Below are 15,206 nucleotides of genomic sequence, written 5' to 3' on the forward strand. Positions count from 1 at the left end.
CCCGGGCACCGCGACATCCGGTGTGGATCAGCCTGCGGCGACCGTCTTGTCGAACTCGGCCTGCACCTTGGCGATGGTGTCGTCGATCGACGACTGCCCGTCTTGCATCTCGATCCGCGCCTGGCGGAAGAAGGTGTTGAAGGCGCTGAACGTCGACAGGTCGGAGACGTTCTCGTACCAGACGAGGTTCGGGCTCTCGAGCAAGGCGAAGTAGTCGTCGGCGCCGGGGATCGAGGTGTTCCGCTCGATCGCGTCGGCCGCGACGATGTTCGGCGCAAGCCAGCCGTTCGCCTCCATGAGGTTGGCGGTATCGACCTGGTAGAAGAACTCGAGGAACTCGGTCGCCGATGCGTACACGTCGTCGTCCTCCGCCGCCTGCGACGAGATGGCCAGGCCGCCGGCGGTGTCGCCGTTGACGGCGTTCTTCAGCACGTTGATCGAGCCGTCCTCACCCGGGACGATGAACAGGCCTGCGTTGAAGTCGGGATCGACCTTGTGGATGTCGTTCAGCCGCCCGATGCCGGCGGACGAGGTCGCCATGACGGCCATGTCGTTCACCAGCAGCGTCGTGGTCTGCGCGTCCGCGGTGGACTGCCAGCCCTCGAGGACGTACTCGTTCGTGATGTCGAGGAGCTCCTGCAGCGGCTCGCGCAGGTCCTCGATCGTGGCGTCGCCGTTCTGGGCGGCCGTCCAGAACCCGCCCTCGTCGCCCCACTCGGCGAAGTACGGCGAGGCGAGCTGCTTCCACAGCTGGTCGCTGGGCCAGACCTCGGCCGCCGCGGTGGCAAGCGGCTCGTCACCGTTGGCCTTGATGTCGGCGAGAAGGTCGGTGAAGTCGTCGTAAGTCTCAGGGACTTCGAGGTCGTTCTCCTCGAAGTAGTCCTTGTTGTAGACGATGTTCAGGCCGATCTCACCGTTGAGAGCGCTGTACGGCACGGTGTAGACGTTCCCGTCTTCGGCCGAGCCGACCGCCTCCGGCTCGATGAGCTCGGTGACCGACTCGGGGATCGGCGCGAGCTTGCCGGCATTGATGTACGTGAGGGTGTCGCGCATATCGACGACGGCCGGCCAGTTGCCCGTGGCATCCATCGTCTTCAGCGCCGTCGCGTAGTCGCTTCCCGCAGGGAGCGGGTCGAGCTGAACGGTCGTGGTCTCGCTCTGCTCGTTGAAGGCCTCGACGACCGCGTCGACGACCGAGTTCCAGGTCTCGTCGCCCGTTGCGTAGAGGAAGCGGATGGTGGTCTTCGGGGCGGCACCGGCGTCATCGCCGTCGCCTCCCGAGCTGGTGCAGCCGGTGAGCGCGAGAGCCGCGACGGCGACACCCGCTGCGCCCGCGAGCCAGGCAGAACGGCGCCGCTGCGCCCCTGCCCGCGTCGTTGCGTCGTGCATGTGATCTCCCTTGATTCGTGCCGGAACGATTCCGTCATCGAGAGAGTACCCCAAAGTGGACAACGTTTGCCACTCTTTCAGGAACACGCTTTCCTCGCGTCCGCTCGACAACCGCGGACACATTCCCGCGTCAGCGATCGAGGGCTGCGATCGCCTCGCCATGGATGATCGGCGTGCCGCTCAGCCCGACCGTGTCGACGCCGTCGGCATGCTCATCCAGCACGAGGGCGAGCGCCGCTTCGCCGAACTGCTCGAGCGGCACCTCGACCGTGCTGAACCCCGGCAGGACATCCCCCAGCATGGGGACGTGGTCGAATCCTGTCACCTCGATGCCATCGGGAACCGAGACGCCGAACTCGCGCAGACGAGCGATCACACCGACTGCCATCGCGTCGCTCATGGCCGCGATGACGTCGATCTCGCCGAGCCGCTTTCGCAGCTGGTCCACCGCTCGGTGGCCGCCATCGCGAGAGAACTCGGTGTGCACGATGTCGCGCTCGTCCACGGCGATGCCCCGGTGCGCGAGGCCTTCGACGAAGCCGCCGACGCGCTCGAGCGCCGTGATCTCGCCAGCAGGACCGGACACGAGTGCGAATCGCCGGCGCCCGGCGTCCACCAACCCTTCCGCCAGCAGGCGGGCGGCGTGCCGGTTGTCCACGGTCACGGTGGGGAAGCCGAGCTCGTTGTCGCCGATCACGACGATCTTCGCTCCGTGGTCCCGCAGCACCGCGAGTTGCTCCTTCACCGACGCCTCGCGGGCCGCATCCGTCGTCCGGCTCGTCGCCATCACCACCGCGAGGTGGCGCTCGCCGCGCAACTGCGTCAACAGGTCGAGCTCGCGCATCGGATCGTCGCGCGTCGTGCGCACGGCCACCGAGATCCCGCGCTCCTCGGCTGCATGCATGATGCCCGAGATCATGGTCGCCGAGCCGAAGTCGTCGATGTCGCCCACGATGAACGCCACCGTGCGCGCCCTGCCACCCTTGATGGTCTGAGCCGCCGGGCTCACGGCATAGCCGAGCGTGCGGGCAGCCTCTTCGACGCGTTCGCGGAGCTCTGGCGATCCGCTCTTCTTGCCGCGAACCCCGCCGTTGAGCGCACGCGACGCCGCCGGCACCGACACACCGGCCAGGCGTGCGACGTCGGTGAGGGTGGGGGGCTTGGCGGGCTTCGGCATCGACTTCCTCTCACACGGGCGAGCGTGACTAGATAACGCTATCCAACAATGACTTTCGCGGCAGACAGGCGTCGAGGACGGCGCCAGCGAAGGGAACGCGCGTCACGCCGGCTGCGCGGGCTTGGTACGGACCGGGCCCATCCACGTCGCCACCAGCACCGACGTGATCGCGCCCGCGGCCATGATCGCGGCGAGCACGACGATCTGGAAGCGACCGGCCTCGATCGGCGAGATGCCGCCGAAGATCGCACCGACGAAGGCGCCGGGAAGCACGACCAGCCCGGTCGTCTTCGTCTGGTCGATCGCCGGCACGAGCGCATCGCGCACTGCGCGGCGAGCGAGCAGCACAGTAGAGGTTCGCGGCGTCGCTCCGAGCGCGAGCCAGCCTTCCACTTCGTCCCAGTGGTCGACGATCGCGGTCGTGAACATGCGCCCGGTGAGCGCCGCGATGCTCATCGCGTTGCCGATGATGATCGCCCCGATGGCGAGCGCGTAGCGCGGCGTGAGCTCCAGCGCGCCGGTCGCGAACACCACGGTCGTGGCGACGAGGACGCCGACTGCGATCGATGACGACATCGTGGCGAACCCACGCGTCGACCAGCCGATGCGACCCGTCGCGACGGACGTGGCGATGGTGAACATGACGACGAGCGCGACGGCGATCCACACCGGGTTCGTGATGACGCCCGTAAGGATGACGCTGATCACCGCGAGCTGCACCGCACCGCGCAGGATCGCCACGACCGGCGCCCACATGCTCGGGATGCGGAACGCCGCCAGGACGACGGTCGTGACGGCCGCGAGCACCAGCACGCCGACGAGCGTCGGGGCCAGGCCGGCGGGCACGTTCACGGTCGGAGCCTACCGACCGGGCGGCGAGCTCCGACGGGCGGACACGCGTGGGGAGGTTCTGCCAGGCTCGTCCTGTCGGAACGCCGCGCGACGGAACGGGACGAGATGGCTGAGCTGCGCTTCTTCTGGGTGGACGTATTCGCCGAGACCCCGCTGACCGGGAATCCGCTCGCGCTCGTGCCCGACGCCGATGCGCTGAGCGAGCGCGAGATGCGCGCGATCGCGCAGGAGTTCAACCAGTCCGAGACGACGTTCCTCGTCACGCCGTCGGCCTCCGGCGCGGACCACCGCCTCCGGTCGTTCACCGCCGCCGGCGTCGAGGTGCTCGGCGCGGGTCACAACGCGATGGGCGCCTGGATCTGGCTCGCCGACACCGGTGCACTGCCGCCCGAGCGGAAGGAGTTCGCGCAGCAGATCGGCGACGACGTGCTGCCGGTGTGGATCACGCGCACTTCCGGTGGCCGGTCGAGGGTGACGATGCGGCAGGCCGCACCCCGGTTCCTGCACTCGACGACAGAGCACGCGGACTTCGCTGAGGCGCTCGGCCTCTCCCCCTCCGCCCTGGCCGATCGACCTGCCGAGGTCGTCTGGACGGGGGCCGAGCACCTCATGCTCGGGCTCCGTACGCGCGCCGACGTCGACGCCGCGGCGCCGGAGCCGGCACGCCTCCGAGCGCTGCTCGCCGGGGTCGGCGCGGAGGGGTGCTACGTCTTCACCACCGAGGGCGGCCCGGACGGCGCCGACGCGTACACCCGGTTCTTCAACCCCACCGTCGGCATCGTCGAAGACCCGGCGACCGGCACAGCCGCCGGGCCTATCGCCGCACTTCTCGCGCGCGACGGAGAAGCGCCGGGTGGCAGCATCCGTATCCTGCAAGGCCACGCGATGGGTAGGCCGAGCATCCTCGAGGTCGCCGTGGACGGCGATCGCGTCGACCTGTCGGGAAGCGGGCTCGTGGTGGCCGACGGCGTGCTCCGGCTCTGACCCCCAGCTCGACCCGCCGTGGGCCGCGGCGTTCGTCCGCGACCACGCCGTGACCGCCTCGCGCGGCCTCTCCGTCACCGCGCTTCTCACCGGTCACTGACGAACCGCATGCACAGGATCGGAGGTTCTCGGCGACACGCCGTGCCGAGGCATCCGTCACCGGCGCGCCGCCGGGATCTTTCGATTCTGTGCATCCGCACCGAGCTGATGCCGTCGGCTTCGGTAGAGCGGCTCCGCCGCAGGCTCTCTCGCTCGTCGGGATCAGCGACGCACGGGGTCGCTGTCGCCTCCCGAGAGGAATCTCTCGACGTCGCGCAGGGTCGGAGCGGACTCCCAGTCCCCCGGGGAGGTGCACGCGAGCGCGCCGCAGGCATTCGCGCGTCGCAGCCGCTCCGGCACGTCGAGACCGTCGAGCGTGGCGCTGAGGTATCCGGCGACGAACGCGTCGCCCGCGCCCACCGTGTCGACGACGTCGACGACGAAGCCCGGCGACTCGACGGCGCCGCCCGCGGCGGTGAAGACGGTGGCGCCCTCGGCGCCGCGCTTCAGCACGACTTCGGTGCACCCGGCCTCCAGCAGTCGGCGCGCGGCGGTCTCGGCATCCGTCTGCGGGAACAGCAGGCTGAGCTCCTCCACGCCGCCGAACACGACCTGGGCATGCTCGGCGATCTCACGGAAGACCGAGCCGACGGCCTCGGGGCTTGCCAGCGCCGAGCGGTAGTTGACGTCGAAGCTCACCGCCACGCCGGCGGCCCGCGCCCGATCGACGGCGCCGCGCACGCTCGCGCGCGCCGACTCCGACAGCAGCGGCGTGATGCCCGTGACGTGCAGCAGCGCCGCCTCCTCGACCCAGTCGGCCGGAAGGTCTTCGGGACTCAGCCGCGACCCGGCCGAGCCCGAGCGGTAGTAGTGCACGGCCGTCGATGCGGCGGACGGCCGCTCCTTCACCATGAGCCCCGTCGGCGCGCCGGCGTCGACGATGCCGCGCACGTCGAGTCCCTCGGCGCGGATCTCGCGCACGACGCGCTCACCGAGCGAGTCGTCGCCGACGCGGCCCAGCCACGACGCCGGGACGCCGAGGCGGCCCAGCCCGATGGCGACGTTGCTCTCGGCCCCGCCGATGCCGAGCGCCAGGCCCGACGCGTGACGCAGCGACCCGAGCTCGGTCGTGCGCACGAGGGCCATCGTCTCGCCGAGCGTGACGATGGCTCGCCCGGGGCGTGCCTCGGTCATCGGTCGCCCGCCTCCGCGCAGACGTCGACGAACGCCTTCGCACGGTCACGGAGGGCTGCGAGGTCGCCCCCGCGGAACGCGTCGCCCAGCAGCGGACCGCCGACGCTCGCGGCGACGGCGCCGGCCTTCAGCCACGCGGCCGCGCCGTCGAGGTCGACGCCACCCGACGGCATCGCGACGATGTCGGGGAACGGCCCGCGGAGGTCCTTGAGATACGAGGGACCCACCACGCCCGAGGGGAAGATCTTCACCGCGGAAGCGCCGGCCGACCACGACGAGAAAAGCTCGGTGGGCGTGAGCCCTCCGGGAACGATCGGCAGGCCGGCATCCGTCGCCTGCGCGACCAGCGCGGGGTCCGTGATCGGCGTGACCACGTACGCGACTCCGGCGTCGATGGCCCGGGCGAGGTCGTCCGCGTTCGTCACCGTGCCGATCCCGAGGTCGAGGACGGTGTCGTACCGCTCGCGCAGCGCCCCCCACCGGTCGAACGTGCCGGGGGTCGTGAGCGTCAGCTCGACGCTCTGGATACCGGCCTCGACCAGCACGTCGAGCACACGGTCGTAGTCCTCCGCGCGCTCGGCGCGTGCGACGACGACCAGGCGCGAGGCGACCGTGCGTTCGGGCAGCGCCAGGCGCCCGGGCGCGGTCTCACCAGTCATGGACGGTCCCGTCGAGCAGGCGGTTCACCGGGAGGTAGGCCTTCGTGTACTCGAAGGCCGCGGCGGCGTCCTCGTCGAGTTCGACGCCGAGGCCCGGCGCTTCGCCCGGGTGCAGGAAGCCGCGGTCGAACGTGAACGACGTCTGGAACACCTCGAGCGTCTGCTCGTTGTGCGGCATGTACTCCTGGATCCCGAAGTTGTGGATCGCGAGGTCGAGGTGCAGGGCCGCCGCCATGCCGACGGGCGAGATGTCGGTGGGGCCGTGGATGCCCGACTTGATGCCGTACATCGCCGCGAAGTCCAGCAGCTTCTTCATCGCCGTGATGCCGCCGGTGTGCGTGACCGCCGAGCGCACATAGTCGATGAGCCGCTCGGTGATGAGCGTCTGGTAGTCGAACACGGTGTTGAACACCTCGCCGATGGCGAGCGGCGTCGTGGAGTGCTGGCGCACCAGGCGCAGTGCCGACTGGTCCTCGCCCGGCGTGCAGTCCTCGAGCCAGAAGAGGTCGTAGGGCTCGATGTCTTTGGCGAACCGCGCGGCCTCGATGGGCGACATCCGGTGGTGGCCGTCGTGCAGGATGCGCAGGCCCGTGCCGAAGTCCTCACGGATCTTGGCGAACACGTCGGGCATGTGCGAGAGATAGGTGCGGGTGTCCCACGTCTCCTCGCTCGGCCGGCCGTCAGCGGCGCGCTTGGCCGGCTCGTAGTCGTAGCGGACGCCCGGACCGGCCGACGAGACGCCGTAGATCTGGCCGAGGCCGGGCACGCCGGTCTGCACGCGGACCGCGGTGAAGCCGAGCTCCTCGTACCCGGTGATCGCGTTCGCGAGAGCCTGGTAGTCGGTGCCCGAGGCGTGGGCGTAGACACGGATGCCCGAGCGGCTGGCACCGCCGAGGAGCTGGTACAGCGGCATCCCGGCCTTCTTCGCCTTGATGTCCCACAGGGCCATGTCGACCGCGGCGATGGCCGCCATCGTCACGGGACCCCGACGCCAGTACGGACCGCGGTAGAGGTACTGCCAGGTGTCCTCGATGCGATCCTCGTCGCGCCCGATGAGCATCGAGGCGACGTGGTCCGCGAGGTACGAGGCGACCGACAGCTCGCGGCCGTTCAGGGTGGCGTCGCCCCACCCGACGATTCCGTCGGAGGTCACGATCTTGAGCGTCACGAAGTTGCGACCGGGGCTGGTGATGTTGACGGTGACGTTCTCGATCGCCATCTGAGTCTCCTAGGAAGTGTCGGTGCGGCCGCCGCGGACGACGGCCGCACCAGGGTTCGGATCGGGTGTCCCGAGGACTACATCGCGGGACGCGGGTCGGTCAGGTCGCGACCGGTCCACTCGGGCGCGACGACCGCCGCGATGAGCGCCGACAGGGTGTACAGCGCGAGGAGCACGATCACCGGGATGACGCTGCCCGTGGTCGCAGCCACCCAGGCGGCGGCCAGCACGGGGCCGATGCCGGTCGCGATGATCGCCGCGATCTCGCGGACGATCGCCGTGAGCGTGTAGCGGTTGCGCGAACCGAAGATCTCGGGGATGGCGATGTTCTCCATCGACGCGAGGCCCAGGACGGCGACGTTGTGGATCACGACGTAGCCGACGAAGATCCAGGCGACCTCCTTGGTGTTGATCGCGAGCATCGTCGGGACGATGAGCACCAGCGCGAGCGACGTCATGATGATGTACATCCGGCGGCGGCCGAACTTGTCGCCGAGCCAGCCCACGAACGGGATGGTGCCGAACCCGATGAGCGACGAGACGATCACGATCTCGGGCCCGACGCCCTTCTGCACGGCGAGGGTGATCGTGATGAACGAGATCAGGTACGTCTGGATGAGGCCCGAGTTGCCGGCCTGCCCGAAGCGCAGGAAGAACGACACGAGGGTGGCCTTGATCGGCTTGCGCTGCAGCGACTCGAGCGTGCGGATGTCGTTGGTCTGCGTCGCGAGGTCGACCATCTCGTCACGCGACAGGGCCTGACCGTCGACGACGTCGGTGCGCTCCTCGAAGACCGGGCTCTCCTTGAGGTTGAGGCGCACCCAGACGGCGAACACCATGATCACGGCGGAGGCGATGAACGGGATGCGCCAGCCCCAGGCCAGGACGTCCTCTTCGACCATGACGGCCAGCAGGAGCGCCCAGATCGCGGACGCGAAGAGCGTTCCGCAGTTGGTGCCGAGTGCGACGAGCGAGGCGATGATGCCGCGGCGCTTGGCCGGCGCGTACTCGGCGAGCATGACACCCGCACCCGAGATCTCGGCGCCCGCGCCGAAGCCCTGCGCGAGTCGCAGCAGGACGAGCATGATCGGAGCGATGATGCCGGCCGTCTCGTACGTCGGCAGGAAGCCGATGAGCGTGGTCGCCAGGCCCATGAGCAGGATCGTGTAGAAGAGCACCTTGCGGCGGCCGATCTTGTCGCCCATGCGCCCGAAGTACCACGCGCCGAGCGGACGGGCGAGGTAGCCGACGCCGTAGGTGGCCATGGCGAGCACGACGGCCATGCCGGGCTCCTCGCCGGCGAAGAAGAGCTGGCTGAAGACCAGGGCAGCGGCCAGCGAGTACAGCTGGAAGTCCATGAACTCCAGCGCGGTGCCGAGCCAGCCGGAGACGGCGGCGCGGACGAGGTCGCCCGTCGAGCGGGTGACGGTGGGCGGCGGCGCGGGGGCGTCGACGCCGGGGACCTGGGGGGTGCTCATGAGTACTCCTTCGTAGATGAGTGAGCGGTGGAGGGGGTGAGAGGTCAGAGTTCGAGCAGGACCTTGGCCGAGGCGGACGAGTCGCGCGCGACCGAGAACGCCTCGACGGCACGGGATGCCTCGATCGTGTGCGAGACGACGGCATCGAGCGCGTCCGATTCGGCGAGCATGGCCACGGCGTCATCGATCTCGGTCGAGAACCGGAACGCCCCGCGCAGGGTGAGCTCCTTCGCGAGCATCGGCGCCAGGTTCACGCCGATCTCGGCGTTCGGGAGCATGCCGACCTGGACGATCGTTCCGGTACGGCGCGCGCCGCGCACCGACTGCGTCAGCGAGACGGCGACGCCGGAGCACTCGAACACGACGTCGTACGATTCGTCGGCGATCGTGTCGCGGCCGACGAGCACGAGCTCGCTCGCCCCGAGCGCGGCGGCGCGATCGAGCGGCTCGGTGCGCACGTCGCTCGCGCCGATGACAGCGGCCCCGGCGTGCGCCGCCGCGGCGACGACGAGAAGTCCGATCGGACCCGCGCCGATGACGAGCACGCGCTTGCCGGCGATGTCGCCGGCGAGGTTCACGGCGTGCAGCGCCACGGCGAGCGGCTCCGCCAGGGCCGCACGCTCGAGCGGCAGCGTCTCGGGCAGCACGCGGATCATGTGCTCCTCGACGACGAGGTACTCGGCGGCACCGCCCTGACGATGCGGCGTGGTCGCAGCACTGCCGAAGTAGTCGCCGCCGGGTCGCAGGTGCGGGTGGTCCTCGAGTCCCGGGACCGACGCGCCGTAGCGCGCCGGGTGCACCGTGACGGGGGTTCCCGGCTCGAGCCGGCCGGACGGGTCGAGGTCGACCACGGCCGACAGCTCATGCCCCGGGATCAGCGGCTCCTTGATCGCGTACTCGCCGTTGACGCCGTGGAAGTAGTAGTGCAGGTCGGACCCGCAGATGCCGACGAACCTGACGCGCAGACGCACCTCGCCCTCGCCGGGCTCGGGAAGCGCGCGGTCCTCCCAGCGGATGTCTTCCTTGCCGTGGATCGCGAGCGCCTTCATGGCGGCTCCTTCCTGGTGGTGTGCCGCGGTCATGCCGAGACCTCGTGACGGATGCCGGAAGCGTCGGCCTGCGAAGCGGCAACGCTGTCGGCCACCGCCGCCTCCACGCCGCCAGCGGTGATCGTGTCGATGAGCTCACCCACCCGCGCGATGAACGCGGAACGACCCGCGAGCTCCTCGCCGAACAGCTGTAGCCCCGAGATCGCGGCGTCGGCGACGCCCGCGCCGTTTCGCGCGCCCGCCGTGGCCTCGGCCAGACGCGGGCGCGCAGCATCCGTCATCGCATCGGCGAAGCGACCCGGCTGGAAGCCCGGAAGCGGAGCGAAGCACGACAGGTAGGAGGCGACCGTGAGCGCGATGAGGTGCGGCATCGCCCCGTTGTCGAGGGCTTGCACCGCGGGCTCGGGGATTCGCTGGCGGAGCTTCACCGACCCATCGGTGCCGACCTGCGTCGTGCGGTGGCCGAGAGCGGTGTTGCCCCAGCGCTCGAACAGCTCGCGCTGGTAGCCGTCGAAGTCGACGCCCGACGGCATCTCGATCGACGGCGCGTACTCGCCCGCGAGGACGATCCGCGCGGCGGCATCGATGTCGGCGAGGCCGATCGCCTCGGGGATGGTCTCGACCCCGCGGAGCGCGCCGAGATAGGCGATGAGCGAGTGCGTGCCGTTCAGCAGCCGCACCTTCATCTGCTCGTACCGGCCGACCTCATCGGTGAACACAGCTCCCCCGGCCTCCCACGCCGGGCGGCCGGCGCGGAAGTCGTCCTCGATCGCCCACATCGTGAAGGGTTCCGCGGGCACGGGGATGTCGTCGCGCGCACCCAGCAGGTCGGACACGCGGGTCTGCAGCTCGGGAGTCGTCGACGGGACGATGCGGTCGACCATGCTCGAGGGGAACGACACGCGCTCGTCGAGGAACGCGAGCGCCTCGGTGCCTTCGGCACCCGGCAGGCTCTGCAGGAACTCGCGCACGAGACGGCGGGTGTGCGATCCGTTGGCCGCCAGGTTGTCGCAGCTGAGCACGGTGAGCGGAGCACCGGATGCTGCGGCCCGCCGCTGGATGCCGCGTGCGAGCTGACCGATCGTCGAGGTCGGGCTGCCGCCCTGCAGGTCGGCCGCGATGACCGGGGACGCGACGTCGAGGTGGCCGGTCGCGGGCGAGTAGCTGTAGCCGTTCTCGGTCACGGTGAGGGTGACGATGCGGATCGCCGGATCGGCGATGGCCTGCACGACCCGGTCGGGCTCATCCGCGGCGACGAAGGCGTCGGTGTGGACGGCGGGAACAGCGAGTCGGGTTCCCGCCGGCGAGATCTCGGCGACGGAGTAGAGCATGTCCTGCGCGCGCATCGCGTCGACGACAGACCGGGAGCGGGACGCGACTCCTACGATCCCCCAATCATCGCCGCTTCCCGCGGCGAGCGCAGCAGCGGTGTACACGGCCTGGTGCGCGCGGTGGAAGTTGCCGAGGCCCAGGTGGAGGATTCCCGCCGAGCGGGGCGCGTCGGGGACGGCGACCGTCGTGGCGTCGCCGCGGCCCAGCCGGGCGGCGGTCATGCCGTCGCTCCTGCGAGTGCGCTCGTCCGTCGAGTCGAGGGATCCTCGGTGATCGTCATGGAAAAGAGTGTGCATGGTTTGTACAATGTTTGTCAAGGCGTTGCATCACATCGGCATGAGCCATGATGGAAACGCTGGCTGGGCTCGAGATCGGAACGCGGGATGACGGCGACATTGACCGACGTGGCTCGACGCGCGGGCGTGTCGGTCGCGACGGCCTCCCGCGCGTTCGGGGAGCCCGACCGCCTCGCGGTCGCGACGCGGGATCGCGTGCTCCGCGCGGCAAGCGACCTCGGGTACGCGAATCCGCAGGCCGCAACGGCGACGCGGACGATCGGCGTCATCGTCCCCGACGTGGCGAACCCCGTGTACGCCACGCTTCTCAAGGCGATCGAGGGTCAGGCCTGGCACGGCCGGCATCGCATCGTGCTGTTCGACGCGGACGAGGACCTCCGGCGCGAGCGCGAGCAGATCGAGCGCGCGCGCAAGCTCGACGGCATGCTGCTGTGCTCTCCTCGCCTGCCCGACGAAGACGTGCTGGCCCTCGTCGGCAAGACGCCGTACGTCGTGATCAACCGCCTCCTCGAAGGTGCTCCGTGCGTGCTGATGGACCCCGAGCACGGGCCGCGGCAGGCGGTCGAGCACCTGGCCGCGCTCGGCCACCGGCACATCGCCTACGCCGCCGGGCCTCTCGGCTCGTGGGCCGACAGCCGGCGATCCGACACGGTCGCGCGCGCGTGCGAGAGCTTCGGCATCCGTCTCACGCGGCTCAGCCACCACGCCGCGTCCATCCAGGGCGGACGCGCCGCGGCGGCGCCCGCGGCCGCGAGCGGCGCGACCGCCGTGATCGCCTACAACGACCTCGTGGCGCTCGGAGTCGAAGCGGGCATGTCGGACCTCGGCCGCTCGTGCCCTGACGACATCAGCATCGTCGGCATCGACGACATCGAGATGGCGGGCGCCGTGACGCCGGGCCTGACCACAGTGCGCATGCCGATCGGCAGGAGCGGGGCCCTCGCCGTCGACCTCCTGCTCCAGGCGATGGCGGGCGCGCCCGTGGAAGAGGCGGCGGTGCTCAACTCGCAGCTCATCGTGCGTGGCTCGACGGCGGCGCCCGCCGCGTGAGGCCGGGCTCCGCCGGAGCGTTGCGCCGGTAGCGAATCCGTCCGGATCCGACGATCTCGGCGGCGAGGATGGACGCCATGCCCGTTGAAGGTGTGGGAGTCACCGCTGTCGCCGTCGCCGCGGCGCGCGCCCTCGAGACCGATCGCCCCGATCCGCTCGTCGTCGATCCGTGGGCCGCAGCGCTCGTCCGCGAGTCCGGCGTCGCCGTGCCGTTCCCCGAGCACTGGCCCGAGCGCCTCGAGGACACCCCCGCGGTCGAGCACTCGATGCTCCTCGGCGCGATGTACATCGGCATGCGCACGCGGTTCATCGACGACGAGCTGCTCGCCGGCGGGCTGCGGCAGGTCGCCATCCTCGGCAGCGGGCTCGACACCCGCTCGTGGCGCCTCGCCTGGCCGGCGGGAACGCGCGTCTTCGAGCTCGACTCGCCGGAGGTCGTCGACTTCGTCGAGAGGACGATGGATGCTGCGGCCGCGACGCCGACCGCGGACCGCACCGCTCTCGGTGCCGATGTGACGGCGCCCTGGGCCGCCGCCATCGTGCGCAGCGGGTTCCGGCCCGACCAGCCGACGCACTGGGTGCTCGAGGGACTGCTCCCCTACCTCAGCGCGCACGACCAGTCGGCGCTGCTCGACGACATCATCGACCTGTCGGCCCCGGGCTCGCGCGCCGTGATCGAGCGCGCGCCGGCCCTCACCGACACCCCGGAGACGCGAGAGCGACTCGAGACCTTCGCGCTCGCGACCGGCATCCCCATCGACGAGCTGCTCGCGCGCACCGACCCGCCGGACCCGGCTGAGGTGGTGGGCGCGGCGGGGTGGAGTGTCGAGGAGACCCGGGTCGAGGACCTCGAGCGCCGTTACGCCCGGCCTCTCCGCGTCGACCGCGACGAGACCGCGACCGCCGAGCAGCGGGGCGGGTTCGTGAGCGCTCACCTCCCGACCCGCTGACGGCGTCGCGCCCGGGCGACGTCAGCTCGTCGCCCGCACCTCCGACACGTAGTGCTGGACGCGCTCGAGCATGTCGACGTCGTAGGGCCCCCAGGTCGGCTGGGGCGTGTCGGCACCGACGTAGGGCTCGTCGGCGTAGCGAGCCTGGTACTCGGCCAGCTTTCGCTCGAGCCGCTGCTTGATGTCGGCGTACGAGGGATCGTCGGCGACGTTGCGCACCTCGGTCGGGTCGGCCTTCAGGTCGTAGAGCTCCCATTCGGGCTCGAAGATCCGATCCGACGCACCCGGCACGCCGAGCCCCGCGCCGTAGTAGTAGATCAGCTTGTGGTCGTTCGTGCGGATGCCGTAGTGGGCCGGCGCCGCATGGATGGGGTCGTCGTGCTCCCAGTACCGGTAGTACGCGGCATCCGCCCAGTCCTCCACCTGCTCGCCGCGGAGCAGCCGGCGGAAGCTGCGCCCCTGCGATGACGGCAGCGCACTGGCCGCATCGACGCCGCAGACGTCGAGGAAGGTCGCCGCGAAGTCGACATTCGTGATGATCGCGTCGCATCGCGCGCCCGGCTCGATCTCGGCGGGCCACCGCATCAGCATCGGCATCTGCAGGGACTGGTCGAACATGAGCCGCTTGTCGAACCAGCCGTGGTCGCCCAGGAAGAAGCCCTGGTCGGAGGTGTAGACGACCAGCGTGTTCTCGGCGAGGCCGCGCTCGTCGAGGTGATCGAGGAGGCGCCCGACGTTGTCGTCGATCGATTGGATGCACTGCAGGTAGTCGCGCATGTAGATCTGATACTTCCAGCGCATGCGGGCTTCGCGGTTCTCGGGTCCGCGGAGGTGCTCGGGCACCTCGGTCTTGAGGTCGTCCGCTCCCATGTCGTCGGCGATCGTCATGTGCACGCCGCGGACGGCCTTGCTGCGGGTCTCGTAGTCGTCGAAGAACGTGTCCGGCTCGGGGATCGTCCCGTCGGCGTAGAGATGCTTGTGCTTCTCGTCCGGGACCCAGGGACGGTGCGGGGCCTTGTGGTGCACCATCATGCAGAACGGCTGGTCCTCGCCGAGCGAGTCGATCCAGTCCAGCGAGAGGTCGGTCACGATGTCGGTCGCGTACCCGGGAACGACCCGACTGCCGTCGGCGTCGATCATCTCCGGGTCGACGTAGTCGCCCTGCCCCGGGAAGATCGTCCATGCGTCGAAGCCGCGGGGCAGCGAGACGCCGTGCTCACCGAGGTGCCACTTGCCGAACATCGCAGTCTTGTAGCCGCGCGTCTGCAACACGTCGACGAAGGTGGGCACTCGGTAGTCCATCTCGGTCCAGATCGACGAGACGCCGTTCACGTGGCTGTACGTGCCGGTGAGGATCGTCGCGCGGGAGGGGCTGCAGATCGAGTTCGTGCAGAAGACCGCGTCGAGGCGCATTCCCTCGTCCGCTATGCGGTCGAGGTTCGGAGTGTGGTTGACCCGACTGCCGTAGGCCGAGATGGCGTGCGCGGCATGGTCGTCGGACATGATGAAGATGATGTTGGGACTGGTCATTTCTGCTC

Annotated in this window: 13 protein-coding genes; 3 read left to right on the forward strand and 10 right to left on the reverse strand. The window is 70.1% G+C overall.

Features of this window, described 5'->3' with window-relative positions; translation table 11 throughout:
- Positions 1 to 27: 27 nt before the first annotated feature.
- From ACLBXX_RS14975 to ACLBXX_RS14985, 3 genes are all read right to left on the reverse strand, one after another.
- On the reverse strand, positions 28 to 1,389 hold the full coding sequence (locus ACLBXX_RS14975) for an ABC transporter substrate-binding protein (RefSeq protein WP_447658670.1): 1,362 nt from the start codon (positions 1,387 to 1,389) through the stop codon (positions 28 to 30).
- A 130-nt stretch (positions 1,390 to 1,519) separates the two neighbouring features.
- Positions 1,520 to 2,566, reverse strand: coding sequence for a LacI family DNA-binding transcriptional regulator (locus tag ACLBXX_RS14980; RefSeq protein ID WP_447658671.1), 1,047 nt, complete (start codon positions 2,564 to 2,566; stop codon positions 1,520 to 1,522).
- A gap of 102 nt (positions 2,567 to 2,668) precedes the next feature.
- Entirely contained in the window at positions 2,669 to 3,418 is a 750-nt protein-coding gene (locus tag ACLBXX_RS14985) for an ABC transporter permease (RefSeq protein ID WP_447658672.1), read from the reverse strand.
- A gap of 105 nt (positions 3,419 to 3,523) precedes the next feature.
- Between ACLBXX_RS14985 and ACLBXX_RS14990 the strand changes: the two genes are divergently transcribed.
- A complete protein-coding gene (locus ACLBXX_RS14990) occupies positions 3,524 to 4,402 on the forward strand; it encodes a PhzF family phenazine biosynthesis protein (protein WP_447658673.1) in 879 nt (292 codons plus the stop codon).
- A gap of 261 nt (positions 4,403 to 4,663) precedes the next feature.
- Here the strand turns inward: ACLBXX_RS14990 and ACLBXX_RS14995 are convergent, their stop codons facing one another.
- The 6 genes from ACLBXX_RS14995 to ACLBXX_RS15020 all read right to left on the reverse strand — a co-directional run bounded on the left by ACLBXX_RS14995 (position 4,664) and on the right by ACLBXX_RS15020 (position 11,593).
- Positions 4,664 to 5,635, reverse strand: a complete 972-nt coding sequence (locus tag ACLBXX_RS14995) for a sugar kinase (RefSeq protein ID WP_447658674.1) — start codon at positions 5,633 to 5,635, stop codon at positions 4,664 to 4,666.
- Positions 5,632 to 6,294, reverse strand: a complete 663-nt coding sequence (locus ACLBXX_RS15000; RefSeq protein ID WP_447658675.1) for a bifunctional 4-hydroxy-2-oxoglutarate aldolase/2-dehydro-3-deoxy-phosphogluconate aldolase — start codon at positions 6,292 to 6,294, stop codon at positions 5,632 to 5,634. The genes ACLBXX_RS14995 and ACLBXX_RS15000 overlap by 4 nt, the downstream gene beginning before the upstream one ends.
- The gene (gene manD, locus ACLBXX_RS15005; protein WP_447658676.1) at positions 6,284 to 7,513 is read right to left on the reverse strand and encodes a D-mannonate dehydratase ManD; all 1,230 of its coding nucleotides are present in this window, start codon (positions 7,511 to 7,513) and stop codon (positions 6,284 to 6,286) included. The genes ACLBXX_RS15000 and manD overlap by 11 nt, the downstream gene beginning before the upstream one ends.
- A gap of 77 nt (positions 7,514 to 7,590) precedes the next feature.
- Entirely contained in the window at positions 7,591 to 8,991 is a 1,401-nt protein-coding gene (locus ACLBXX_RS15010) for an MFS transporter (RefSeq protein WP_387144133.1), read from the reverse strand.
- Between the two features lie 44 nt (positions 8,992 to 9,035).
- On the reverse strand, positions 9,036 to 10,040 hold the full coding sequence (locus ACLBXX_RS15015) for an L-idonate 5-dehydrogenase (RefSeq protein WP_447658677.1): 1,005 nt from the start codon (positions 10,038 to 10,040) through the stop codon (positions 9,036 to 9,038).
- A gap of 29 nt (positions 10,041 to 10,069) precedes the next feature.
- Complete coding sequence (locus ACLBXX_RS15020) at positions 10,070 to 11,593, reverse strand: mannitol dehydrogenase family protein (RefSeq protein ID WP_447658678.1); 1,524 nt, start codon at positions 11,591 to 11,593, stop codon at positions 10,070 to 10,072.
- A 183-nt stretch (positions 11,594 to 11,776) separates the two neighbouring features.
- Between ACLBXX_RS15020 and ACLBXX_RS15025 the strand changes: the two genes are divergently transcribed.
- Both ACLBXX_RS15025 and ACLBXX_RS15030 read left to right on the forward strand, forming a co-directional pair.
- A complete protein-coding gene (locus tag ACLBXX_RS15025) occupies positions 11,777 to 12,718 on the forward strand; it encodes a LacI family DNA-binding transcriptional regulator (RefSeq protein WP_447658679.1) in 942 nt (313 codons plus the stop codon).
- A 77-nt stretch (positions 12,719 to 12,795) separates the two neighbouring features.
- Positions 12,796 to 13,668, forward strand: coding sequence for an SAM-dependent methyltransferase (locus ACLBXX_RS15030; RefSeq protein WP_447658680.1), 873 nt, complete (start codon positions 12,796 to 12,798; stop codon positions 13,666 to 13,668).
- Positions 13,669 to 13,689: 21 nt separating this feature from the next.
- Here ACLBXX_RS15030 and ACLBXX_RS15035 read toward each other — a convergent pair whose 3' ends face one another.
- The gene (locus ACLBXX_RS15035; protein WP_447658681.1) at positions 13,690 to 15,198 is read right to left on the reverse strand and encodes a sulfatase family protein; all 1,509 of its coding nucleotides are present in this window, start codon (positions 15,196 to 15,198) and stop codon (positions 13,690 to 13,692) included.
- Between the last annotated feature and the right edge of the window lie 8 nt (positions 15,199 to 15,206).

This window comes from Microbacterium sp. C23T (assembly GCF_053345975.1).

Excerpts from the sequence above, each read along its gene's own strand:
- ACLBXX_RS14975 (WP_447658670.1), bottom strand. The coding sequence starts at position 1,389 with ATGCACGACGCAACGACGCGGGCAGGGGCGCAGCGGCGCCGTTCTGCC.
- ACLBXX_RS14980 (WP_447658671.1), bottom strand. The coding sequence starts at position 2,566 with ATGCCGAAGCCCGCCAAGCCCCCCACCCTCACCGACGTCGCACGCCTG.
- ACLBXX_RS14990 (WP_447658673.1), top strand. The coding sequence starts at position 3,524 with ATGGCTGAGCTGCGCTTCTTCTGGGTGGACGTATTCGCCGAGACCCCG.
- ACLBXX_RS14995 (WP_447658674.1), bottom strand. The coding sequence starts at position 5,635 with ATGACCGAGGCACGCCCCGGGCGAGCCATCGTCACGCTCGGCGAGACG.
- ACLBXX_RS15000 (WP_447658675.1), bottom strand. The coding sequence starts at position 6,294 with ATGACTGGTGAGACCGCGCCCGGGCGCCTGGCGCTGCCCGAACGCACG.
- manD (WP_447658676.1), bottom strand. The coding sequence starts at position 7,513 with ATGGCGATCGAGAACGTCACCGTCAACATCACCAGCCCCGGTCGCAAC.
- ACLBXX_RS15010 (WP_387144133.1), bottom strand. The coding sequence starts at position 8,991 with ATGAGCACCCCCCAGGTCCCCGGCGTCGACGCCCCCGCGCCGCCGCCC.
- ACLBXX_RS15015 (WP_447658677.1), bottom strand. The coding sequence starts at position 10,040 with ATGAAGGCGCTCGCGATCCACGGCAAGGAAGACATCCGCTGGGAGGAC.
- ACLBXX_RS15020 (WP_447658678.1), bottom strand. The coding sequence starts at position 11,593 with ATGACCGCCGCCCGGCTGGGCCGCGGCGACGCCACGACGGTCGCCGTC.
- ACLBXX_RS15030 (WP_447658680.1), top strand. The coding sequence starts at position 12,796 with ATGCCCGTTGAAGGTGTGGGAGTCACCGCTGTCGCCGTCGCCGCGGCG.
- ACLBXX_RS15035 (WP_447658681.1), bottom strand. The coding sequence starts at position 15,198 with ATGACCAGTCCCAACATCATCTTCATCATGTCCGACGACCATGCCGCG.